The 23,140-nt window shown below is 63.6% G+C and carries 16 protein-coding genes; 3 read left to right on the forward strand and 13 right to left on the reverse strand.

The annotated features are described in order from the left end of the window. Window positions 1–206: 206 nt before the first annotated feature. The 11 genes from GOB93_RS01040 to GOB93_RS01090 all read right to left on the reverse strand — a co-directional run bounded on the left by GOB93_RS01040 (window position 207) and on the right by GOB93_RS01090 (window position 15,438). Window positions 207–443: a hypothetical protein gene (locus tag GOB93_RS01040; protein WP_173581666.1), complete on the reverse strand. Its 237-nt coding sequence runs from the start codon at window positions 441–443 to the stop codon at window positions 207–209. 24 nt (window positions 444–467) lie between these two features. Continuing rightward, window positions 468–1,796 carry an NAD(P)/FAD-dependent oxidoreductase gene (locus GOB93_RS01045; protein ID WP_173581667.1) on the reverse strand — a complete coding sequence of 443 codons (1,329 nt, stop codon included), beginning with the start codon at window positions 1,794–1,796 and terminating at the stop codon, window positions 468–470. After that, a complete protein-coding gene (locus tag GOB93_RS01050; protein WP_173581668.1) occupies window positions 1,786–2,997 on the reverse strand; it encodes an ATP-binding cassette domain-containing protein in 1,212 nt (403 codons plus the stop codon). Before GOB93_RS01050 ends, GOB93_RS01045 begins: the two co-directional genes overlap by 11 nt. Next, window positions 2,990–4,093, reverse strand: coding sequence for an ABC transporter ATP-binding protein (locus tag GOB93_RS01055; RefSeq protein WP_173581669.1), 1,104 nt, complete (start codon window positions 4,091–4,093; stop codon window positions 2,990–2,992). The genes GOB93_RS01050 and GOB93_RS01055 overlap by 8 nt, the downstream gene beginning before the upstream one ends. Further along, window positions 4,090–4,938: an ABC transporter permease gene (locus tag GOB93_RS01060; protein ID WP_173581670.1), complete on the reverse strand. Its 849-nt coding sequence runs from the start codon at window positions 4,936–4,938 to the stop codon at window positions 4,090–4,092. The genes GOB93_RS01055 and GOB93_RS01060 overlap by 4 nt, the downstream gene beginning before the upstream one ends. Window positions 4,939–5,036: 98 nt before the next feature. Continuing rightward, on the reverse strand, window positions 5,037–5,996 hold the full coding sequence (locus GOB93_RS01065; protein ID WP_173581671.1) for an ABC transporter permease: 960 nt from the start codon (window positions 5,994–5,996) through the stop codon (window positions 5,037–5,039). Between the two features lie 52 nt (window positions 5,997–6,048). Then, on the reverse strand, window positions 6,049–8,427 hold the full coding sequence (locus GOB93_RS22100) for a TonB-dependent receptor plug domain-containing protein (RefSeq protein ID WP_338422257.1): 2,379 nt from the start codon (window positions 8,425–8,427) through the stop codon (window positions 6,049–6,051). A 921-nt stretch (window positions 8,428–9,348) separates the two neighbouring features. Next, entirely contained in the window at window positions 9,349–10,671 is a 1,323-nt protein-coding gene (locus tag GOB93_RS01075; RefSeq protein ID WP_173581672.1) for an LLM class flavin-dependent oxidoreductase, read from the reverse strand. 16 nt (window positions 10,672–10,687) lie between these two features. Continuing rightward, window positions 10,688–11,629 (reverse strand): 2-hydroxyacid dehydrogenase, encoded by a 942-nt coding sequence (locus tag GOB93_RS01080; RefSeq protein ID WP_173581673.1) that lies wholly within the window; start codon window positions 11,627–11,629, stop codon window positions 10,688–10,690. A gap of 12 nt (window positions 11,630–11,641) precedes the next feature. Further along, on the reverse strand, window positions 11,642–12,937 hold the full coding sequence (locus tag GOB93_RS01085; protein WP_173581674.1) for an MFS transporter: 1,296 nt from the start codon (window positions 12,935–12,937) through the stop codon (window positions 11,642–11,644). A 2-nt stretch (window positions 12,938–12,939) separates the two neighbouring features. Then, complete coding sequence (locus GOB93_RS01090; RefSeq protein ID WP_173581675.1) at window positions 12,940–15,438, reverse strand: TonB-dependent receptor; 2,499 nt, start codon at window positions 15,436–15,438, stop codon at window positions 12,940–12,942. Between the two features lie 368 nt (window positions 15,439–15,806). Between GOB93_RS01090 and GOB93_RS01095 the strand changes: the two genes are divergently transcribed. The 3 genes from GOB93_RS01095 to GOB93_RS01105 are packed head-to-tail and all read left to right on the forward strand — an operon-like array spanning window position 15,807 to window position 19,043. Further along, a complete protein-coding gene (locus GOB93_RS01095) occupies window positions 15,807–17,087 on the forward strand; it encodes an NAD(P)/FAD-dependent oxidoreductase (protein ID WP_242010452.1) in 1,281 nt (426 codons plus the stop codon). 10 nt (window positions 17,088–17,097) lie between these two features. Further along, a complete protein-coding gene (locus tag GOB93_RS01100) occupies window positions 17,098–18,261 on the forward strand; it encodes an iron-containing alcohol dehydrogenase (RefSeq protein ID WP_173581677.1) in 1,164 nt (387 codons plus the stop codon). Between the two features lie 5 nt (window positions 18,262–18,266). Beyond that, on the forward strand, window positions 18,267–19,043 hold the full coding sequence (locus GOB93_RS01105) for a GntR family transcriptional regulator (RefSeq protein ID WP_338422258.1): 777 nt from the start codon (window positions 18,267–18,269) through the stop codon (window positions 19,041–19,043). Between the two features lie 244 nt (window positions 19,044–19,287). Here the strand turns inward: GOB93_RS01105 and GOB93_RS01110 are convergent, their stop codons facing one another. Both GOB93_RS01110 and GOB93_RS01115 read right to left on the reverse strand, forming a co-directional pair. After that, window positions 19,288–21,723, reverse strand: coding sequence for a TonB-dependent receptor (locus GOB93_RS01110; RefSeq protein WP_173581678.1), 2,436 nt, complete (start codon window positions 21,721–21,723; stop codon window positions 19,288–19,290). Window positions 21,724–21,989: 266 nt separating this feature from the next. Beyond that, window positions 21,990–23,138 (reverse strand): M20 family metallopeptidase, encoded by a 1,149-nt coding sequence (locus GOB93_RS01115; protein WP_173581679.1) that lies wholly within the window; start codon window positions 23,136–23,138, stop codon window positions 21,990–21,992. Between the last annotated feature and the right edge of the window lie 2 nt (window positions 23,139–23,140).

Raw genomic sequence — 23,140 nt, forward strand, 5'->3', positions numbered from 1 at the left:
CGTTCATCTGCTGGTGAGGCGGGAGCATAAAATGGAAATTTCCGGATTTGTTTTACTTTCCCGGCAGGCTGGACTGATGAGGATGGGTTGTCTGACTGATATGGCCGGCGCTCATATAGGGCATCATACTCTCCGTGAGACTGTTTCAGAATCCTGTTCGTGAAACATCCTGATAAATTTCAAAGAAGTTTTTGGTGAAGCTTTTTTCAAAAAGCTTCTGAAGACGCCGCCTTTTTGAAAAAAGGCGGCACCCAAAAACTTTTGTTTTTATCAAAACCTTGTTGTGAGGTGATTTGAGAATTGCGTTGCTCCGGAGAGTGCGGGCGAAGTCCGGAAACAGAAACACATTGTTGAAATAAACTTTCCAGGCAGAGCGGGCATCGCAACAAACAAAAGTCTTTTTGCTTCTTTTTCTTCAGAAAAAGAAGAACCCCCGGCCACACACTCCTCCATCTCATCACGCTCTTTCAGAATCCGACATCGATCTGGAGGGGTGATCCGTCTGTGAAGCGGTTCCAGCGGAAGGGGGTGGGGTCGACGGCGGGTGTGGCGCCTGTTGCGAGGTCGGCGGCGAGTTGTCCGGCGCCGGGTCCGATGCCGAAGCCGTGGCCGGAGAAGCCGGTGGCGACGGTGAGGCCGGGGAGGTCGGGGACGGGGCTGATGGTGGGGATGGCGTCCGGAAGAACGTCGATCATGCCGCCCCATTTCTGCACGACTGTCATCCCGGCGGCCCTGGGGAAGAGGGCGCGGAAGGCGTCTTCGGCCTGTTTCAGGAGAGAGTCGACCGGGGCGGGGTCGAGGGTGCGGACGCGCTCGAAGACGGTGGGGCGGTCCATGGCCCAGTGACGGGGCTGGCGGAGGGCTTCGATGAAGCGGTGATCGAGACGTGGTTTGAGGGAGCGTCGTTCGGCTTTGAGGGCGGGGAGGAATTTCGGCAGGAAGCGGAACGTGTCCGGGACGACGGGGGCGACGACGGTGCCGGACTGGGCGAAATTGTAGCCGCCGTCATCCCGTTTTCTGAATGCCACGGAGCCTGTGTAGGCGCTGGTCTCGGGGAGGCCTTCGATCGGTGAGGTGCGGGCGACGGAAGCGAGAACCCTGAGCTGCGGCAGGGTGAGATTGTGATTGCCGAGCAGCAGACGCGACCAGGCGCCGCCGGCGACGATGACGCCGTTGCAGGCGATCCGGCCTTTTTCGGTGAAGACGCCGGTGACGCGGCCGCCGGTGATATCGAGGCCGCGCACGGCGGTGGACTGGAGGATGTGCGCGCCGCGGGCGCGGGCGGCGGCGGCGATGGCGGGGGCGGCTTTCTGCGGCTCGGCGCGGGCGTCGGTGGGGTTGTAGAGGGCGGAGCGGAATTCGCGCGTGGCGCCGGGGAGGAGTTTTGCGATTTCCGCCGTGCCGATCACGCGCGATCCGGTCTGCCAGATACGGGCGTTTTCGGCCCAGCGCTCGTGGCGCGCCTGATCGGCGTCGGTGAGGGCGACGGAGAGCACGCCGGTGACTTTGAAGCCGGTATCGGCGTGTTCGAGCGGGGCGAGGCCGTGCCAGAGGCGCATGCTTTCGAGCATGAGGGGAAGTTCGCGGGCGTCGCGGCCGTTTTTCCGGACCCAGCCCCAGTTGCGGCTGGACTGTTCGGCGCCGATCCGGCCTTTCTCGCACAGGGTGACGGCGATGCCTTTGCGGCTGAGGGCGAGGGCGGCGCTGACGCCGACGATGCCGCCGCCGATGACGACGATGTCGGTGGAGGCGGGGAGGGTGGTGTCGCTGTCGATGGTGACGACTTCAGGTCCCATGGGATGTGTTCCGTTCGCGATAACAGGGTTCCGGGGCGGGGGATTTCCCCGCGAGGGGGCCGTCGATGACGAGATCGTCGCGCAGGCAGGCGGTCATGTGGCCGTCGGGCAGGGTGCGGACGGGCGGTTTTTCCACGGCGCAGGCGGCGATGGCGTGGGGGCAGCGGGGGCGGAAGGCGCAGCCGGTGGTGACGTCGGCGGGTTCGTCTTCCGGGGGCTGTTCCGTGGCGGGAGCGCCGGTGTGCGGGGCGTGGTTGCCCGGGGCGTGGCTGCCCATGGGGGTGCTACCGATGGGGGTGCCGCCCGTGAAGGTGCTGTCTCCGGAGATGCTGATGCCGGGATGGCTGGTGCAACGGCTGCCGGAGATGCCGCCGGAGGCGCTGATGGCGGTGCTGTCGGGGGCCGGGGCGGCGTTCAGGAGCATGGCGGTGTAGGGGTGGCGGGGACGGGTGAAGAGGGCGAGGGTTTCGCCGAGTTCGACGATGCGGCCGCGATACATCACGGCGATGCGGTCGGAGATGACGCCGACGACGGGGAGGTCGTGGGCGATGAACACGATGGCGATTCCGAGCCGTTCGCGCAGGTCCATGAACAGGTTGACGACCTGGGCCTGCACGGAGACGTCGAGGGCCGAGACGGCTTCGTCGGCGACGACGAGGGCGGGGTTCAGCATCAGGGCGCGGGCGATGTTGAGTCTCTGGCGCTGGCCGCCTGAGAATTCGTGCGGGTAGCGGCCGAGCAGGGTTTCGGGGAGGCCGACGAGATCGAGCGCGGTGACCAGTTTTTTGCGGTCTTCCTCTGGTGTGGCGGTCAGGTTGTGGATGGTGAGCGGGGTGCGGAGAAGCTGTTCCACGGTCATGCGCGGGTTCAGTGAGGCGTAGGGGTCCTGGAAAATCATCTGCACGCGACGGCGGAAGGCGCGCAGGGCGGGTTTGTCCATGGTGGCGGGGTCGGCGCCTTCGAAACGGATATCGCCGGATGTGCGTTTCAGGATGTTGACGATGGCGCGTCCGGCGGTGCTTTTTCCGGAGCCGGATTCTCCGACGATGCCGAGCACCTCGCCGGCGCGGACGCTGAAGGAGACGTCGTCCAGGGCGATGAAGGTTTCCTTTTTTCCGAAAAGTCCTTTTCTGCGCGTGTAGGTTTTTGTCAGGTTGCGGACGTCGAGAAGCGGAGACTCAGTGAGCGGGGATTCAGTCACGGGCGATCTCCCGCCAGCGGGCGCAGCGGACTTCGTGGTCCGGTGTGGCGTGTTCCGGGGAGAGGCGGAAGGTGTCGCAGGGGCCGTGGACGAAATGGGTGCAGCGCGGGTGGAAGGTGCAGCCCTGTGGCCGGTGGCGGGGGTCGGGGACGTGTCCGGGGATGGTGGGCAGGTGCCGGCGGCGGGCGAGGACGGCCTCGTATGTGGGGACGGTGCGGAACAGGACGCGGCTGTAGGGCATCAGGGGGGTGTCGAGGGCGTCGCGGACGGGGGCGCTTTCGACGATCTGGCCGGAATACATGACGACCACGCGGTCGGCGATCTGCGCGACCACGCCGATATTATGGGTGATGAAGATGATGGCCATTCCGGTTTCGGCCTGAAGCTGTCTGAGCAGGGTGAGAATGCGGGCCTGCACGGTGACGTCGAGCGCGGTGGTGGGTTCGTCGGCGATGAGGAGGTGCGGGCGGCAGGCGAGGGCGATGGCGATCATGACGCGCTGGCGCATGCCGCCGGAGAGCTGGAAGGGGTAGCGCGAGATCAGGTCTTCGGGGTTGCGGAGTCCGACGCGGGTCAGCAGGCTGATGACGGGGGCGCGGGTCTGCCGGCGGGAGAGGCCGTCATGCGTCATGAGAACTTCGCTGATCTGTTCACCGATTGTCAGGACGGGATTCAGGCTGGTCATCGGGTCCTGGAAGACCATGCTGATGTCGCGGCCGCGGATGGCGCGCAGGGCGGGTTCGGGCAGGGAGAGCAGGTCGACGGTGTTTTCGTCGCTGGTCCGGAACAGGGCCTGGCCGGTGATGACGGGGCCGGCGCCCGATCCTGATCCGGAGGAGAGCAGGCCCATGAGGGCCATGGCGGTGACGCTTTTGCCGGAGCTGCTTTCGCCGACGAGGGCGATGGTTTCGCCCGGGCGGACGTCGAAGGAGGCGCCTTCCACGGCGGGGATGTCCGGTCCGGAGGACTGCGTGAAGGTGACGGCGAGTTTGCGGACCGAGAGGAGGGGGGCGGAGGCCGGACCGGGGACAGCTTCAGGGGCGGCTCCGGGGACGGCCCCAGGGAAGGCGGTATGTCCGGTGGGGGATTTTGTCATCGGCGGCTGCCTGACGCGTTGCTCTGGCGGGGGTCGAGGGCGGTGCGGAGGCCGTCGCCGATGAAGTTCAGTCCGATGACGGCGATGGCGATGACGATGCCGGGGAGGATGGCGAGCCAGGGGTCGGGTCTGAGATATTCCTGTGCGTCGTTCAGCATGTTTCCGAGGCTGGGCTGCGGGGGCTGGATGCCGTTTCCGAGATAGCTGACATAGGCTTCCATCAGGATGGCGCGGGCGACGTTCAGGGTTGAGACGACGACGATGGCGCCGGCGATGTTCGGCAGGAATTCGCGCAGGAGCATGTGGGTCGCGGAGGCGCCCATGGCTTCGACGGCGACGATGAATTCGCGGTCGCGCAGGGCTCGGATCTGTCCGTCGACGACGCGGGAGACTTCCATCCAGGCGACGAGGGAGACGATGCCGATGATGGTTGCGGCGCCTGGCTGTCCGAAGGAGGCGAGGGTGAGCAGGAGGAAGATGGTGGGGAAGCAGAGCACGGCGTCGACGAGGCGCATGAGGATAATGCGTGTCCAGCCGCCGTAGAATCCTGTCAGGCCGCCGGTGATGCATCCTGTGACGGTGCTCAGGGCCATGGCGGAGAGGCCGATGAGCAGGGAGGTCCGGGCGCCGGCGAGGAGGCGGGCGAGGATATCGCGGCCGATTTCGTCGGTGCCGAGGGGGTGGATGCCGGAGAGCGGGGGGAGAAAGCGGTGGTGGAGGTCGATCTGCAGGGGGCCGCGGGGCAGGAGCGGGGGGACGAGGACGCAGGCGAGGGCGAGCAGGGCGACGAGGACGAGGCCGGCCGATGCGGTGCGTATTTTCAGGAGGCGTCGGACTGTATTCAAATCGGGGTTCTTTTTTCTTCGTGCCGTTTCGGGTGTGTTTGTCGCCGGAGCGTGTTTTTCTTCGGGGGGCAGGGGCGCGGGGTTCAGGGGTTCAGGGGTCAGGGGCGGGCTTGGCGGAGGCGGGGGTCGGCGACGGTGTAGAGGGCGTCGGTGACGATGCTGCCGGCGGTGGCGAGGACGGCGGAGAACATGAGGATGCCCATGGCGACGGGGTAATCCCGGTATTCGAGTGAATCGAGGAAGAGTCTGCCGATTCCGGGCCATGTGAAGACGGTTTCGGTGACGAGGGCGCCGCTGAGCAGGGTGGGGAACTGGAGGCCGGCGAGGGTGATCATGGGCAGGAGGGCGTTTCGCAGCACGTGGCGGGAGCGGATTTTGCGGGGGGAGAGGCCTTTGGCGCGGGCGGTGCGGATGAAGTCCTGTCCGAGCACGTCGGCGACGGCGTTGCGTGTGTAGCGTGACCAGGTGGCGGCGGAGGCGAGGGCGAGGACGGTGGCGGGCAGGATGAGGTGTTTCAGGTAGTCGGCGGGGGAGAAGGGGGCGCCGACGGTGTGGATGTTTCCGGAGGGGAGCCAGCCGAGGCGGACGGAGAAGAGGGAGATGAAGACGAGTCCGAACCAGAATGTCGGGATGGAGAGGAGGATGATCGAGGCGACGGTGATGAGGTGGTCTGCGCGCGATCCCTGGCGGAAGGCGCCGTACAGCCCGGCGGCGGCGCCGGTCCAGATGGCGAGGAGGGCGGCGGTGCCGGCGAGTTCGAGGGTGGCGCCGAGATGGCCGAGGATGATGGTGAGCACGGGCTGGTGGTCGCGGAAGGAGCGGCCCCAGTCTCCGGTCAGCAGCGCGCCGAGCCAGCGCAGGTATTGCAGTGGCAGGGCGGCGTCGAGGCCCATCTGGTGGCGCATGGCGCCGAGCTGGGTGGCGGTCATGCCGGGGGAGAGGGCGAACTGGGCGAGCGGGTCGCCGGGGGCGAGATGGAGCAGGAGGAAACCGGTGACGGACACGATCGCCAGGGTGACGGCCATTCTGGCGAGGCGGGAGACGAAGGCGTCTGTCATCGTGTATCCTTTGTGCCTGGTTCGCCGGGTTCCGCTTTCCGGGTTTCGGTGATCAGAGTTTCAGGTTGACCTGGAAGTAATAGAAGCCGCCGTTGAAGCCCATCTGCTGGATATCGTAATCATAGAGCGCGGTTCCGAGATAGCGGAATTCCGCTGGTATCTTTTTCTGTTTTTCGTTTCCGATGTTGTTGGCGCCGAGGGCGACGCGCCATTGCGGGTTGATCTGGTAGGCCAGCATCAGGTTGGTCTGGAAGCGCGGGCTGTTGACGAAGCGCATGAACTGGGTGTTCGAGTAGGCGAGGGGGCCGGTGTAGTATTCGAGCTGCGAGGTGGCGCGGCCGTAACGGATTTCGTGAGCGGTGAAATCCCATTTTCCCATATGCCATGTGCCGCCGAAGATCAGTTTGTTCCGGGGTGTGTATGAGGTGATGTAGCCCTGGGTCTGGGCGTTGATCAGGTCCTTGCCGGTGGAGTCCTTATCGACTTTCCGGATGTTGGTCTGGTTGAAGTTGGCGGCGAGGTCCCAGTCGATGCTGCCGTAATTGCCGAGTGCGGTCCGGTATGAGGCGGTGATGTCCATGCCGCGGGTGCGGGTGCTGGCGACGTTGGCGAAATACTGGGCTTTGACGGCGGAGGCGACGAGGTCGGAGGGGAGGCCGAAGCCGCCGGCGTTCAGGGCGTCGATGGCCTGCTGACCGTTATAGACGCCGCCGACCATGATGCGGTCGCGCAGGTCGATCTGGTAGGCGTCGAAGGTGATGTGCAGGTCGCGCACGGGGTTGAGGACGAAGCCGGCGCTGAAGTTTGTCGAGCGTTCGGGTTTGAGGGGGCGGGCGCCGAGCTGGCGGGCGGCGACGGAGCCGACGGGGAGGAAGCCGCTGGCGCCGGTGGGGGAGACGGCGAGGCTGGACCAGTTTTCCTCGGCGAGGGTCGGGGCGCGGAAGCCGTTGCTGACTGTTCCGCGCAGGCTGAAGTATTTGTTGAAATCGTAGCGGGAGGAGACCTTGCCGGTTTCGGTGTCTCCGGCGTCTGTGTAGTGCTCGAAGCGGCCGGCGAAATCGACCTGCCATTTTGGCAGGAGCTGTGTGGAGAGATCGATATAGCCGGCGGTGACGTCGCGGTTGCTGTCGGAGGCGTTCTGCGGGCTCAGGCCGTGATCGGCGGCGGGGCCGGCGCCGTACCAGGCGCCGTACTGACCGGCGCCGATGTGATAGCTGTCGTAACGGTACTGCGCGCCGATCGCGAAATTCAGCGGTGCGGCCAGCAACGGCACGTGAAAGGCGTGACGGAGGCCGGCGTCTGTCGTCCACTGGGTGTTGCTGAGGGTCATCATTTTATTGAAGCGGGACGGGGAGGAGCCGAAATCGGCGATGAGGGAGGGGTTTTCGGTGTTGAGCATGCCGATTGTGGCATTGTCTCCGCCGTAGGTTGTGCTGACATCCCAGTCCCAGTCGAATTTTGTGCCGCGGAAACCGACGGTGACGCTGTAATCGTTTTCGCCGAGGGTGATCTGGGGGCTGAAGCCTTCGGGGTACATCGAGGGCATGACGGTTGACGGGCGGAAATACTGCATGCTTTCGCCGTCGCGGTGGCCGAAGGTGGAGAACGAGTAGAGCTCGATATCCGGTGTGATGTGGAAACCCATGTTGTAGCCGATGGTTTCCCGCATCTGGCGCGGGTTTCCGAGCAGGAAGTTGTCTTTCACGCCGGTGCGGTTGTCGATGCCGTCACGCGAGGTGTGGTCCATGTATTTGTATTCGGCGCTGAGGTCGAAGAAGCCGCGTCCGGCGAGGGAGGTGCCCCAGTTGAGGGATTCGCCGGAGGTGAAGCCGTCGCCGGCGTAATAGCCGCCGTTGATGGCCTGGGCCTGGAGGCCTTTGGTATCGTGTTTGAGGATGATGTTGACGACGCCGGCGATGGCGTCCGATCCGTACTGCGCGGCGGCGCCGTCCTGGAGGATTTCGACGTGATCGACGGCGGAGACGGGGATGAGGTCGATATCGACGGGGCTGGTGCCCTGCTGGGGCCCCTGGTAGGTGGAGAGGACGGCGGTGGTGTGGCGGCGTTTGCCGTTGACGAGGACGAGTGTCTGGTTGGGAGTGAGGCCGCGCAGGCTGATGGCGTCGGTCATGTTCGAGTTGCCGATATTCATGTCCGAGCGGGTCATGGACGGGGCGAGCTGGATGAGGGCGTCGCGGATGTCGCTCTGGCCGGTCGCGGCGAGCTGTTTTGCGGTAACGACCTGAATGGGGCTGGTGCTTTTGCGGGCTGTCTGATGCGGATCGCGCGTGCCGGTCACGATCACCTGCTCATCGGCGGCGGGGAGATCGGCTGTGTGGGCTGTCTGTCCGCGCGCCTGTCCGGCGAGGGAGAAGTGGTTTACGCCGACGAAGATTGTTGTTCCGATAACGAAATGAGTTAATCGCGGCACGTGTGTGTCTCCGGGGGCTGGGGCGTGTGTGGGAGGGAGGGACTTTCTGTGGAGGCGACGGATTCTGGAGGCGTGGTGGACGAATTCTGTATGCCGGACGGCGGGGCCGTTTTCCGTAAGCGGGGGATCATTACGATTCCGGTATGCTGAGATTATGGGCCGGGTCCGGTTGTGTCCATATATTTTTTAACCGTAACGAACAGAAAAATGCGGTTTCTGTCTGTGAGGGCGTATGCGGGCCGGTGTCCTGTGGGGGGAGGTGGTTTGCCGGTTTCTTGCGAAGGGCGCGGTGTTCTGTCCGGGGACGGACGTCCTGTTTCGATGGGTGTTTCATTATGATGCACTGATAAAAATAATAAGAGGCTGTTTCGGAATTCTGTTTGTGAACCTTACTATAAATTATAGGGAAGTTTTTGGTAGAGATTTTCCCGGAAGGTTTCAGAAGACGTCGCCTTTTTGGAAAAAGGCGACACCCAAAAACTTCTTTATTAAAAATTTATCGCGAAATGTTTTTGATTCTGGCTGAGGAAAGCAGGCAATCGGAATGAAAAAACATAGGATCGTCAGTCTGTTATAAAAGGTGTTTATGTATTTGCGAACAGGAATCAGGCAGGGCTCTGCTCTTCGTCTATTTATTTTAACAGGGTGGGATCAAAGGGATTGCGTTCCTTTGTGGGGTTCGGGGCAAAGCCCTGAGCGCACAAAATTCTCATAACACGATGATGGTGTGATTCTTTTTTGCGTTACGGTTATCTGCTCGCCTTAGCCGGGATCAAAAGCAGCCCACAATAAGTCTTTGATAAAAACAAAAGTTTTTGGGTGCCGCCTTTTTTCAAAAAGGCGGCGTCTTCTGAAGCTTTTTGAAAAAAAGCTTCACCAAAAACTTCTTTATGATTTACAGGCAGTAAGTGCGGAACGGGTTTATGCGTAACGGCTTTTCACGTCCGGGAGGCCGAGCCGGGTTCTGAGGGTGGGGATGGTTCTGTCGGTCAGGAGGCCGGATTTTTCCAGAGCGGGCATGATATGGGCGGAGAAGGCGCTGATGGCGTTGGGCAGGAGAGGTGCGCAGATGTTGAAGCCGTCGGCGGCGCCGCTGTGGAACCAGTCCAGCATTTCTTCGGCGATGCTTTCGCCGGCGCCGACGATGACGCGGGCGCCGTAACCGGCGGCGATGATATTCGCGAGCTGGCGCAGGGTCAGATTGTTTTTCTGCGCCATGTCACAGAGGTTTTTCGCGATGCTGCCGACGGCGGCGTCGGCCGGGGGCGTGGGGACGGGGCCGTCCAGCGGGTAAGCGGAAAGGTCGCCCATCTGGTTGTAGAGATACTGACGGGCGAGTTCGTCGGGAATGAGGGCGTTGAGTTCGTCATATCCCGCGCGGGCGTCCTGATCGGTGGCGCCGGTGAAGGGGGTGATGCCGGGGAGGACGCGGAGAGAGTCCGGGTCTCGGCCGAAGGCGGCGGCGCGTGCGCGGAGGTCTTTGCGAAAGGCGATGGCGGCGTCTTTTGACTGCGGGACGGTGTAGACGAGGTCCGCCGTGCGGGCGGCGAGGTTCATGCCGGCTTCCGAGGCGCCGGCCTGGACGATGACGGGGCGGCGCTGGGGGCTGCGGGGGACGCTGAGCGGGCCGCGCACGCGGAATTCGGCGCCGTGATGGTTGAGGGGATGCAGTTTCGCGGGATCGAGGAAGCGGGCGTTCTCTTTGTCGTGGAGCAGGGCGTCTTCGTCCCAGGAGTCCCACAGGCCGGTGACGACATCGACGAATTCCTCGGCGCGGCGGTAGCGGGTGGCGTAGTCGGGATTTGTCTCGAGGCCGAAATTACGGGCTTCGGCGTCCGACCAGGAGGTGACGACGTTCCAGCCGGCGCGGCCATCGCTGAGCAGATCGAGCGAGGCGTACTGGCGGGCGAGGGAGTAGGGCTGGTTGTAGGTTGTGGAGGCGGTGGCGACCAGGCCGATGCGGCTGGTGACGGCGGCAAGGGCGGAGAGCAGGGTGAGCGGTTCGAAATCGGCGATCTGGGAGGACTGGGCGAGTGCGCCTTTCGGTTCGTCACGGGCGCGGACGGCCATGCCGTCGGCGAGGAAGACGAGGTCGAAACCGGCGGCTTCGGCGTCCTGCGCCACGGTGCGGTAATGGGCAAACGACGTTGTGCCGGCGGCATCGGCGTCCGGGTGGCGCCATCCGGCGGCGTGGTAGCCGAGATAGCGCATGGAGAGGCCGAGGGCGAGGCGGCGTTCGCTCATTGGATGGTCCTGCTGGTCAGTAGCCGCGATCGGGCTGGTAACGGAGGGGGGCTTCCTCGCCGTTCAGGAGGGCGCGGATGACGCCGGCGGCATGGGCGGCCTTGGCCGGGCGGGAGGCTTCGGCGGCGGCGTGCGGGCTGATGATGACGTTCGGGTGTGACCACAGGCGGCTGTCGGCGGGGAGGGGTTCGGGCGAGAACACGTCGAGCACGGCGCCGCCGAGCTGGCCGCTGTCGAGGGCGTCGAGAACGTCCTGTTCGACCATATGGCTGCCGCGACCGGCATTGATGATGGACGCGCCGCGTGGCAGCGCGGCGAAGGTGGTGGCGTTCAGGATGCCGTTCGTCTCCCGGGTGGCGGGCAGAAGGCAGACGAGCGTGTCGAGCGAGGCGAGGAACGGAGTGAATTCGTCTTTGCCGGCGTAACAGGTGATGCCCGGCAGATCATGCTTCGAACGCGCCCAGCCGGCGACTCTGAACCCCGTGGCGGCGAGGCGGCTGGCGGCTTCCTGGCCGAGATTGCCGAGGCCCATGATGCCGATTGTCATATCCGAGGCGAGGCGGTTTGTGACCGGGGGCAGCCATTCGTGTTTCTGCTGCGCTGTCTGCCAGGTCCACGTGCGGCGCAGGCAGCACAGGGCGGCCCAGAGCACGTATTCCGACATTTGCGGGCCGAGTTCGGTGTCGCCCATGCGGTAGAGGGGGGTCTCGCGGGGCCAGAGGGGATCGCGGGTGATGTGATCGACGCCGGCGGCGCTGCTGATGATGGCTTTCAGGCCGGTCATTTTGCGCAGGATCTCGCCTTCCGGCTGCCAGACCAGCACGAAATCGACGGCTTCGGGCGTCTGGCAGGCTTCTTTCCAGCCGATGACCTTCAGCTCCGGCATCAGCTGGCCGAACGCTTCGGTCCACTCGGGAAGGGCGGCGCTGCCGCCCGCTCTGATCGCGAGACATGTCATGATGTGAGTCCTTCAGCCTTTTTTTCGCATAAGGGGGCCTGCGAGACTGAGGCACAGGACGCTCATCGACGCAACGGCGAGCAGCCAGAGTCCGGGTATGGTGAGGAGGCCGGAGTTGCGGGTCAGGGTGGAGAGCAGGACGGGGGTGAAGCCGCCGAAGAGAAGCTGGCTGGCGGCGTAGCTGAGGGCGATGGAGCTGGCGCGGTTTCTGGGCGGGAAGATGTCGGCCATGAGCGCGGGCACGGAGGCGTAATACGCGCCGTAGATGAACAGGATGAAGGCGGACTGGACCGCCATCAGACGGCCGGCGGAGGGGGCGGCGGTCAGCCAGGCGAAGAGGGGCCAGGCGATGAGGCCGCCGGTCGTGGCGGCGGCGATCATCATCTTTCGCCGTCCGGCCCGGTCGCCGAGGGAGGCGAAGAGGGGCGGCACGACGATGGACAGCACGCCGGAGACCACGGTTCCGGCGAGGGAGCCGGTTTCGGACAGGTGCAGGAAGGTCCGGGCGTAGGTTGGCATGTAGACGTTCAGGGCGCTGCCGGTGGCGCCGAGGCCGACGGCGCCGACGGCGAGCAGGATGCGCTGCTTGTCGTTTTTGAAAATCTCGCGGATGGGAAGGTGATTTTCCGCGCGGGTGAATTCCTGCGACTCTTCTCCGCGCAGGCGCATCCAGGTGGCGAACGGTCCCATGAGCAGGCCGAAGAGGAAGGGGAGGCGCCAGGCGCCGGCGTCGATCTGGCTGTCGGTAAAGAAGTGGTGGACGCACCAGGCGAGGAAGGCGGCGAGGGTGACGGAGGCGCCGGAGGCGGACCATTGCAGGCTGGAATAGAAGCCGCGCCGCGCCGGGTCGCGTTCGGCGAGCATAGCGGAGGCGCTGCCAAATTCGCCGCCGGCGGCGAAGCCCTGGACCATGCGGGAGAGGACGAGCAGGACGGGGGCGAGCGGGCCGATGGTGCGACTGTCGGGGATGAGGGCGACGGCGCCGGTGCCGAGGGTCATGAGCACGGAGGAGAGGATGAGGCCGTTGCGGCGTCCGTGGCGGTCGGTCCAGGAGCCGAGCCAGGCGGCGCCGAGGGGGCGCACGATGAAGGCGACGCCGAAGCTGCCGAGGCTGAGGGCGAGGGCGAGCGGGCCGCCCTGGCCGGTGGAGAAGAACAGCCGTGAGAAGGTGACGGAGAACAGGCCGTAAAGCAGCAGGTCGTACCACTCCAGCGCGCCGCCCAGGGTGGTGGCGAGGATGGTGCGTTTCTGGCTCCGGACGGGCGGGGAGGTGGCGGAGGTTCCGGGCGGGGCGCCGGGTGCGGCCATGTTCAGAAGCCGGTGGTGAGGGAGACGAGGCCGGAGAATTTTCCGCCGGTGATGTAGGTTGGCTGGCTGGCGGCGATGGTGTGTCCGTAAATTCCCTTTGTGGCGACGGCGTTTGACGTGAGGCCCCAGGCGCCGGAGAGGTAGCGGGAGTCGCCGAGATTGACCAGGTTGAGCTGGATCTGCGGGCGTTTGAGGAACCCGATATCGTGGAAGCGGTATCCCATGCTGAGATTGGCGGTTTTGTAGGCGGGGATGCTCTGGTCGTCCATGAAGGTGGTGTACTGGGAATCGATATAGTTGAACGAGAAGTTTCCGAACAGGGTCCCGTCGTCATAGGAGATGCCGATGGAGCCGGTGAATTTCGGTGTCAGGACGGCGGTTTTTCCTTTTGTCGGCAGGTAGTCGCCGCCGGCGGCGATGTTGTTGTCGATGGTCGAGTGAAGATACTGGCCGGACAGGTAAGGCGAGAAATGATGCCAGGCGGGGAGGCTGAACTCGGCGCTGACGCCGCGTGTGGTCTGGCCGCCGCCGTTCAGCGACGAGGTGATGGTGGTGCCGTTGACGAGCTGGTTGCTGGTGATCTGGCGGTTGGTGAAGTTGTAGTTGAACAGGGAGACGGTGAAGTTGAACGCGCCGTAATGGCGGTATCCGACTTCCTCCGCGATGGAGTATTCCGGTTTGACGGCGCCGGAGTGCGCGCTGGTCATCTTGCCTGTCGCGACGCTGAACATGTCGATGGAGGGGGTGACGGCGGCGGCTTCGCGGAAGGCGGTGGTGCCGTTGACATAGATCTGGTCGTGCGGGGTGATCTGGTAGCTGATGGCGACGCGGGGCAGCGGCTGGAAGTCACTGAAGCCGGTGGCGTAGGTGGCGCCGGGGATCAGGTTGGTGGCGTTGCGGGTCATCATGACGGTTTTGATGCCGGCGGAGATGGTCAGGCGGTCGCCCAGCGCGCGGTACGTGTCCTGGAGAGTGATGGCGTTGAGCTGCTGGATGACGTGGGCGTTCCACTGCAGCAGTCTCTGGCCGCTGCCGGTGAGGACGGGATACTGGCCCCAGAGATTGGCGGCCTGGCCGTTGGCGCCGGGCAGGGAGTAGGAGGGGTCTTCGGTGTAGTTCACGTAGGAATACCAGTATCCGAGCGAGAGTTCGTTATGATGGTATTTCCAGCTCAGGGCGCTGTTGAAGCCGAAAGTGGACTCACGGAAATGATCGACGGAGACGCCGACGGCGCTGCCGGACGTGCCTGACGGGAACTGGAGGGTTCCGGCGGACTCGTTGCCGAGAAAGCTGCCGGTCTGGCTGAGGGTGGTGGCGCCGTTCAGGGTGCCGTCGACGTCGTAAATATAAGGGGTCGCGGTCAGTTCCAGCCCGTGGCCGAGATTGAAATGTGTCTGGACGCTGGCATGGGCGTGACGCCATTCGTACTGGTGGAACTTGTAGTAGCTGGTGTTCGATCCGGTGAAATTCCGTGCGTAATTATAGGAATCTCCGTATTCGCGCCACTGCGCCATAGTCGGGTAGGTGTAGAGGCTTTCCGTGACGTCGTTATAGGACATGAAGGGGGAGATAGAGTTGCCGTCGCCCCAGGTCTTTTCGCCCTTGAAATCGACGTGCCAGCGGTTCAGGCCGCCCGGGCCGCGCCAGTTGGTGCCGGTGGTGTTGGAGAACGAGGCGTAGGAGCGGAAACCGGAATGACCGATTTCGCCTGTGTCCGCGCGGATGAATTCGCGTTCCAGATCGTTGCCGCCGAAGGTGAAATCGGCGAGGCCGCCGGCTTTCTGTGACGGGCTGCGCATTTTCGCGCTGATGAGGCCGCCGACGGCGCTGAAGGTCGGGGCCATGAGGTCGGGCGATCCGGGCGAGACGGTGATGGAGCCGATATTCTCGGTGTCGGCCCAGGTGGAGGAGGACGGATTGTAATAGAGCACGTCTGAAGGATTCATGCCTTCGAATTCGTAGCCGATTTCGTTCTGGTTCATGCCGCGGATGGAGACGCTCATGCGGTCGGTGGCGCCGGTGGGGTCGGCGCCGGCGACCACGACGCCGGGTGTGTTGCGCACGAGGTTCAGGACGTTGGTGGTGGGCGACTGGGCGGCGATGTAGTCGCGCGTAATGGTGTTGCGGGCGTAGGGCGAGGTCTGTTTCGCCATCAGGCCGCCGCCGGGGGGTCTGCCGGTCATTCCGGTTGCGGACAGGGTGGCGCGGACGGAGAGGTCCTCGCTGCCGCCCTGCATGGAGGTGGCGTGCGGGGCGGGTTTTGCGGCGGCCGCCTGTGTGCCTGTTTTTTGGGTACCTGCCTGTTTAGCGGCCGCTGTTTTAGCGGTCGCTATGGCGCCGGGTTTCGCGGTGCTGCCGTGGGAGGGATGCCGGGTATGGGCTGCCCGGACCGCCGCTGTGGCCGCTGTGGCGGGGGCTGACGCTGCGGCGATGGCGAGCAGGGACGCGCCCGCGCAGGCTGCGGCCATTACACCAGGAGAACGGAGTCCGGGACGGAACATGAGGGGGCCTCACTGTCTGCGCGGTGGAGACTGTGGCGGATGGTGTCGCCGCGTATACTGAATGGTCTGACATGCCTGGCTGAACGGAGAGGTTCGTTCCGTGCATGGCATTACGGTATGCTGAAAATAACGCGCCTGTCCACATCGTTTTGATGGAGTATCTATAATTTTCTTATTTTCCTGAAAAATATGAGAAAAAAAGGAAATTTTCTGTAACGCGATAGTCTGTTTCCCTCTTTTCAGTATACTTAAAAGCGGTCTAGTCTCTGCGCCGGACACTCCTGACCTGCGCCGGTATGCGGAAAGCGTGTATGCGGAGAACGGGGATTCGCCGGAGAGTCCTGAAACGGATGCGGAGCCTGTACGCCATGACGTCGCAGCAGAGTATGAGTCAGCATTATGATGTCGTCATTGCCGGTGCCGGCATTATCGGATTGTCCACGGCCCTGTTCCTGCGCGGGCGGGGGCTTTCGGTCATGGTGTTCGACAAGGGCGAGGCGGCCTATGAGCAGTCCAGCCGGAACTGGGGCTGGATGCGCACCATCGGGCAGGACATGGCGGAGCTGGAGCTGGCTCTGGCGAGCCGGCCGCTCTGGCGGCAATGGGCGGAGGAGGGCGATTTCGGTTTCCGGCGCTGTGGTCTGGTCTCTCTGGCCGGCGACGGCGAGGAGTGGGCCGGGCTGAGGAGCTGGCTGGAGCATGCGGCCGGGCGCGGGCTGGACACGCGGGAGCTGGGGAGCGCGGAGACGGCGGAGCTTCTGCCGCAGTTTCACCGGCGCTGGGCCGGGGCTCTGTTCGCGCCGGGCGATGCCGGGATCGAGCCTGATCTGGCCATGCGTTTTCTGGAGAAGAAGGTTCTGGATGCCGGTGTCGGCATTGTGACTGGCAATGCGATCCGGCGCATCGATATTTCCGGTGGCAGGGCCTGCGCGGTGGAGACCGAGACGGGACGTGTGACGGCGGACAGGATTGTGGTGGCGGCGGGGGCGTGGTCGCGCTGGGTGTGCAAGACGGTCGGGATCGTCATTCCGCAGCTTCGGGTGACGGCTTCGGTTCTGCGCACGACGCCGGTGGAGGGCGGGCCGGAAGTCAATGTGGCGTCGACGCGCTACTGCCTGCGGCGGCGGCGGGACGGGGGCTACACGGTGGCGCGGCGCAATTCGTCGCTGACCTGGGTGACGCCGGACTCGGTGCGGTTCATGCGGCAGTATCTGCCGAACTATCTGAAGCAGAAGCAGCTTCTCCGGGTCCGGGCCGGGACGAGCTTTTTTAAGGAACTGCGGCTTGAGCGGCGGTTCGGGCCGGGGCAGTCCAATCCGTTCGAGGATTTCCGGGCCTGCGATCCGGCGCCGGATATCGACACGCTGAAGGAGACGTTTGAACATCTGAAGGAGGACGCGCCGGTTTTCCGGTCCGCGCGGATTGCGTCCTCCTGGGCGGGAACGATCGATGTGATGCCGGACGCGCTGCCGGTTCTCTCGCCTGTCGCGCGGTATCCGGGTCTGTTTCTGGCGACCGGGTTTTCGGCGCATGGTTTCGGGATCGGGCCGGCTTCGGGCCGGCTGATGGCGGATATTGTCATGGGCGAGGCGCCGGCTGCGTCCGCGGCGCCGTTCCGTCTGGAGCGGTTTCATCTCAACGACGACTGAGGATTTCGCCATGCTGGATTTTTCGTTCTGCAATCCGACGCGTGTTCTGTTCGGCCGGGACATGTTTCCGCAGATGGAGGCGCATATTCCCGTCGGGGCGCGGGTTCTGGTGCTTTATGGCGGCGGGAGCGTGGTGCGGAACGGCACGATGGCGCGGGTTCTGGCGGCGCTTTCGCATCATGAGGTTCTGGAATTCGGCGGAATCGAGCCCAACCCGTCTTATGAGACGCTGATGCGGGCGGTGGCGCTGGTGCGCGAGGAGAGGATCGGTTTTCTGGTCGCGGTGGGTGGCGGTTCGGTGATCGACGGTGCCAAGTTCGTGGCGGCGGCGGCGCTGTATGAGGGCGATCCGTGGGAGATTCTGGAGACGCGCGGCAGCAAAATCCGCGCGGCGGTTCCGCTGGCGGCCATTCCGACGCTGCCGGCGACCGGGTCCGAGATGAACGGGACAGCGGTGATTACGCGGGGGGAACTGTCCACGAAGCGGGCGTTCCGGAGCGAGCATGTGTTCCCGGTTTTCGCGGTTCTCGATCCGACGCTGACTTTCACGCTGCCGCCGCGGCAGATCGCCAACGGGATTGTGGATGCGTTCGTGCATGTGCTGGAGCAGTATCTGACCTATCCGGTCGATGCGCCGGTTCAGGACCGGTTTGCCGAGGGGCTGCTGCATGTTCTGCTCGATGTGGCGGATGTGACGCTGGCCGAGCCGGAGAATTACGATGCGCGGGCCTGTCTGATGTGGGCGGCGACGCTGGCGCTGAACGGGCTGATCGGGGCGGGTGTGCCGCAGGACTGGTCGAGTCATCTGATCGGGCATGAGCTGACGGCGCTTTATGGTCTGGACCATGCGCGGACGCTGGCGGTGGTGCTGCCGGCGACGCTGCAGGTGCGGCGCGGGGAGAAGCGGGCGAAGCTGATTCAGTATGCTGAGCGGGTCTGGGGCGTGCGGGACGGGACCGGCGATGAAAAAATCGACGCGGCGATCGGGCTGACCCGTGCGTTTTTCGAGCGGCTTGGGTTTGAGACCCGTCTGTCGGGCTATGATCTCGGGCGGGATGATGTTTCGGCTTTGCTGAAAGCGCTGGAGCGGACGCACGGGGCGTCCTATGCGCTTGGGGAAAACCGGACGGTGACGCCGGATGTTGCCACCGCTGTTTTCGGGGCTAGTCTGTAGCGCCTGTGGATGTGCTGGCGAATGTTCCGGCGAATGCGGTGGTGAGAGATGTGGTGTCTGGCGTCATGACGAAAGCGGACCTGCCTGGTGTGGCGGAAGATGGCGGGGTGCGCCGGCATTATACCGGCGAGGAGCTTTATCTCATTCTCCGGCAGGATCTGATCAATGACAGGACGCCGGGGGGCGCGGTTCTTCAGGAGAACGAGATTGCCGCGCGGTACGGGGTCAGCCGGACGCCGGTGCGTGAGGCGCTGCAGAGGCTGCATCAGGACAATCTGATCGGGCGCAAGGGGCGGTTTTACACGGTTGTGCAGCCGCCGCTGGAGCGCATTCGCGAGCTGTATGAGTTTCGGGAGGCGATTGAGGCGAGCACGATCGTTCTGTGCTGCCGGCGGGCGAGTGAGGAGACGCTGGAGCAGATCCGGGCGATTGTCGAGGAGCAGCAGGACGCGGCGGATCAGAAGCGGTTTTACGATTATGAGCGTCTGGACGCGCTGTTTCATGTGGCGATTGCGAACGGGGGCGACAACCGGCTTCTGACGCATCAGCTTGAGGTCAGTTATGACCAGATCTGGTTTTCCAAGGTGGGAAATCTGGTGTCGCTGCAGGAGTATTCGGTCGACGGGACGATTGCCGAGCACCGGCGCATTGCCGATGCGCTGATCCGGCGCAAGGAGGATGTGGCGAAGGCGGAGATGATCAGTCATCTGCGCGCGGCGATCGATGTGAGCGAGCGTTCGGCGGGGCCGCGCGGGAAGCGGGGGAAGAAGCCGCGCGGGTAGGGGGTATTCCGGAATCCTGAGTTATATCGACATGTTTTCTGACTCTGTGCGTCCCGACGGATTCAGGGAATGTTTATGAAAAAAGTTTTTGGGTGCCGCCTTTTTTCAAAAAGGCGGCGTTCCCTGAAGCCTCTCGAAATTCAGGGCTTTGCGCCGAACCCCACAAAGGGACACGGTCCCTTTGATCCCCGTTTGCTGAATTAAGCCGGATGAAGGGCGTCGTGCGCAGGACGCTCTCGCAGGGTTACTCGATGGGGACGCGGACGGTCATGAGGGCGGAGAAGCCTGGTTCCACGTAATAGGTTGGCGCGCCGCCGGCGATGGTGCCGCCGAAGACGCCCGTGGTAGCTTTGGCGTTGTCGCTGTAGCCGTAGACGCCGGTTCTCTGGGTGGAATTGTTGATGTTGTTCAGGTTGACCTGGATGGACGGGCGGTTGAACACGACGAATTTCGGCAGTCTGTATCCGAGGATGACGCTGTTGGTGATGTAGCCGGGCATTTTTTCGTCGTTCATCAGTGTTGAATACTGTGAGCTGATATATTTGAGATTGACGCTGCCGAAGAAGGTGCCGTCATCGTAGGACAGACCGAGGCCGGCCTGGTAATGCGGGCTGGCGATCTGGGTTTTGCCGGCGGTGCGCAGATAGTCTGTCTGTCCGGCGCTGTTGACGGTCTGCAGGTTGTTGTCCTGGCGGGCGTCGAGATAGGCGAAGGTGACGTAGGGGGTGAAGCGTCCCCAGAGCGGGGTTGTGCCGAGCTGGACATCGACGCCGCGGCTGGTCTGTCCGCCGGCGTTGAATTCGCGCTGGACCTGGACGCCTTCCTGGTAGGTGTTGAGGGTGAGGAGGCGGTTGGTCATGTTCATGTTGAAGAACGAGACAGAGGCGACGATTTTGTCGCCGTTGTAGCGGTAACCGATTTCTTCCTTGATGGCGTACTGGGATTTCGGGGAGGTGGCGCCGGTTGTGAGGGCGCCGGTGGAGACGCTGTACTGCTGGGCGGTCGAACCCATGAAGGGCTGGCGGTAATCGCCTTCGGCGTTGATGTAGATCTGGTTGGCGCGGTCGAAATTGTAGCGGGCGCCGAAGGAGGGCAGCGGGATGTTTTCGCTGATTCCCATGTGGGGCGTGGAGCCGGGGACATAGTTGTCAACGCCGCGCGTGACCATGACGTCCTTGAATCCGGCGTTGATAATCAGCCGGTCTTTCAGCAGGCGCAGCGTGTCCATCACATAGGGCGCGTTGATCTGGTAGTGCAGGAAATAGTTGTCGTAGTAATACGGGTTTCCGTTTGGCAAGCGATAGTAATTGTAGGAGTGGCTGAGATCGGCGGGGTCGCCGGTTTCCTGGTTGACGAAGCCGACGGGGTCTTTCTCGCGCAGATTATAGTTTTCGTACCAGTAACCGAAGGTCAGGGTATTGTGGCCCTGGGTCCATGCGAGTTTCGAGTTGATGCCGCCGATATAGGTCGGGCCGCCGAAGCCGGTGGAGGCGAGGTATTGCTGCCCGTTCTGGGCGGTGCCGCCGGTCCCCTGGGCGAGGTTGATATCGACGCGCTGGTTGCCGAGGTAAGTCTGCCCCTGGGTCAGGGTTGTTCCGCCGGGACCCCAGCCGAAGCCGTACCAGAAATAGGGTGTGGTGTCCCAGGTCAGGTGCGGCGTGAGCACGACGTGGGCGGGGGCGAGAACGGTGCCGCTGTAGAAAAGCGATGTCTGGTTCAGCTTGTAATAGGAGCCGTCATGGATGCCGCTGTAGGTGGCGTCCGGGTTGACCCAGCGGGTCTGGCGCCATTCTTCCTGGGTTGGATAGTAATAATAGCCGTTCTTGTTGTTGTTGAAGACGGATTCGAGCGCGATGGTGCTGCCGTTATTGAACGACTTGAGCAGTTTGAAGTCGACATGCTGCTTTTTCGCGATACCGGGGCCGCGCCAGAAATCCGTCGAGGCGTTTGAGTAGGAGACGAAGGCTCTGACGCCGGAATGGCCGATCTCGCCGCTGTCGAGCCTGATGAAGCCGCGATAAGTGTTGAAGGTGCCATAGGTGAAATCGACCTGGGCGCGGGCTTTTGCAGTCGGGTCCTTCATCTTTGTGTAAATAACGCCGCCTGTGGCGGATGTGACGGGGTCGTCGGTGGAGCTGGAGCCGGGGGTGATGGAGACCCGGTCCATGTTTTCGCTGTCGAGCATTTCCGCCTGGAATCGTCCGGCGCCCGGGGAGAGGGTCGGAGCGCCGTCGAGCACCCAGCCCATATCGTCGACGGTGAGGCCGCGGACCATGATGCCGTTGCTGAGGATTCCGGTCGGGTCCTGAGACATTGAGTTGACGCTTGGCATCATTGCCAGCAGGCCGACGACGTTGGAGGTGGGATTTTGTTTGGCAATGTAATCGGCGCTGACGGACTGGACGGAGCGGGTGTCATCGCGCCGCTGGAGCATACCGCCGCCGGACGAGATGCGCAGACGGGCGGAGGCGACGCGGATTTCTTCCGCTTTCGCACTTTCCATGGTGCTGACAGGGCGTTTTGGTGCGGGTGGCTTCTTTGCGGGGGATGCTGAAGCGGGTGTGGTGAGTTTCGCCGGGGGATGCCGGCGCGGGGCTGCTTCCGCCTTCTGGGTGGCGAGCAGGCCGAGCAGGGGGATGGCGAGTGCCGAGGTGGTGAGCAGCGCGCTTTTTTGACCCATGGGTTGCCTCCGTAGAACGTGCGCGTCGTGGACAGGACATGATTTTTCGAGATCTTCCTGATCCGGCTGACGAATTGCGCAGGCCTTGTGATCGGGAGAGATAAACCGGTTTATTTAATAGGTGGCGGAAAGATCGCCGTCAATATATTTCGTTATCGTTATTAAAAGAATGATACGGTCTGAAATGGCGTGGAACCGGTGGTGAGGAGATGAGTCAGGTGCGGAAAAGTGCTGATAAACCGGCGGGCTGATGGAACGGGCCGGGGTTATCCCGGAATGCCGGGACAGGCTGAGAAAAATTCGATGCAGTCTCTGTAGAGATGCGTGGCGGTCAGGAGAGAGTCGACCGGGCAGTATTCGTCCGTCTGGTGGGCGATATCGGGCTCGCCGGGACCGATGATGACGGCGGGCGCATTGCCGAAAGCCGGTGACAGGATGGCGGCATCTGTGAAATAGGGCACTGTGACGACGCCCCGGTCGGGGATGCCGTGACGGGTGGCTACTGTCCGGACGGCCTGCACGAAGGGATTATCGGGCGGGGCGACGACGGGCGGGATGTTGAGGCGGGTCTGCAGGGACAGGGCGTCGCACAGGCAGGTTCTGATCGTGCCGCCGATGCGGCTGTGTGTGGCGGGGCTGCTGGTCCGGGCGTCGACGGTGAAACTGGCTCTGTCGGGGACGGAGTTGATGTTCATGCCGCCATGAAAGGTTCCGATACAGACGGTTGTTTTCCCGAGGATCGGGTCGTCTTCTCCGAGATCGGCGGCGCGGATGCGGGTGATGGCGTCGGTGGCATGATAGATGGCGTTCACGCCGAATTCCGGCATGGCGGCGTGGGCGGTGCGGCCTTCAGCGGTGCATTCGAACCAGGCGACGCCTTTATGGCCGAGCACGGGGTAATTGCGGGTGGATTCACCGATCAGCAGGCCAATGAAGGTGCAGCCGGCGAGAAGGGAATCGGAGATGAGGGCGGATGCGCCCTCGCAGCCGGTTTCCTCGCCGCCGGTCAGGATGATGGTGACGTCGGGACAGGTCCCGGTTTCGGCGTGATGGCGGGCGCAGGCGGCGATGAAGGCGGCGATGCCGCCTTTCATGTCCGAGCTGCCGCGACCATAGATGCGGCCATCGGCGATTTCGCCGGAGAAGGGCGGGTGTGTCCATGTGCCGCCGCCGAGCGGGACGGTATCGAGGTGGCCGGAAAAGCCGAGATTATTACCCGGCTGTTTGCCGGGTGGTCTGGCGACGAGGTTTACCCGGCGTTCACCGAAGCCGTGCGTGGTGACGTCGAACCCGATGCCGGTGAGGATTTCCGCGCAGAGTTCCGCGCAGGCGGCTTCGTCGCCGGGCGGATTGATGCTGGGAATCCGGATCAGGTCCTGAAGAAGTCTGACGGGATCGGTGTGGTTTCCGGTCATGC

It is taken from the genome of Acetobacter musti (assembly GCF_011516835.1).
In the GTDB taxonomy this organism is placed as follows: domain Bacteria; phylum Pseudomonadota; class Alphaproteobacteria; order Acetobacterales; family Acetobacteraceae; genus Acetobacter; species Acetobacter musti.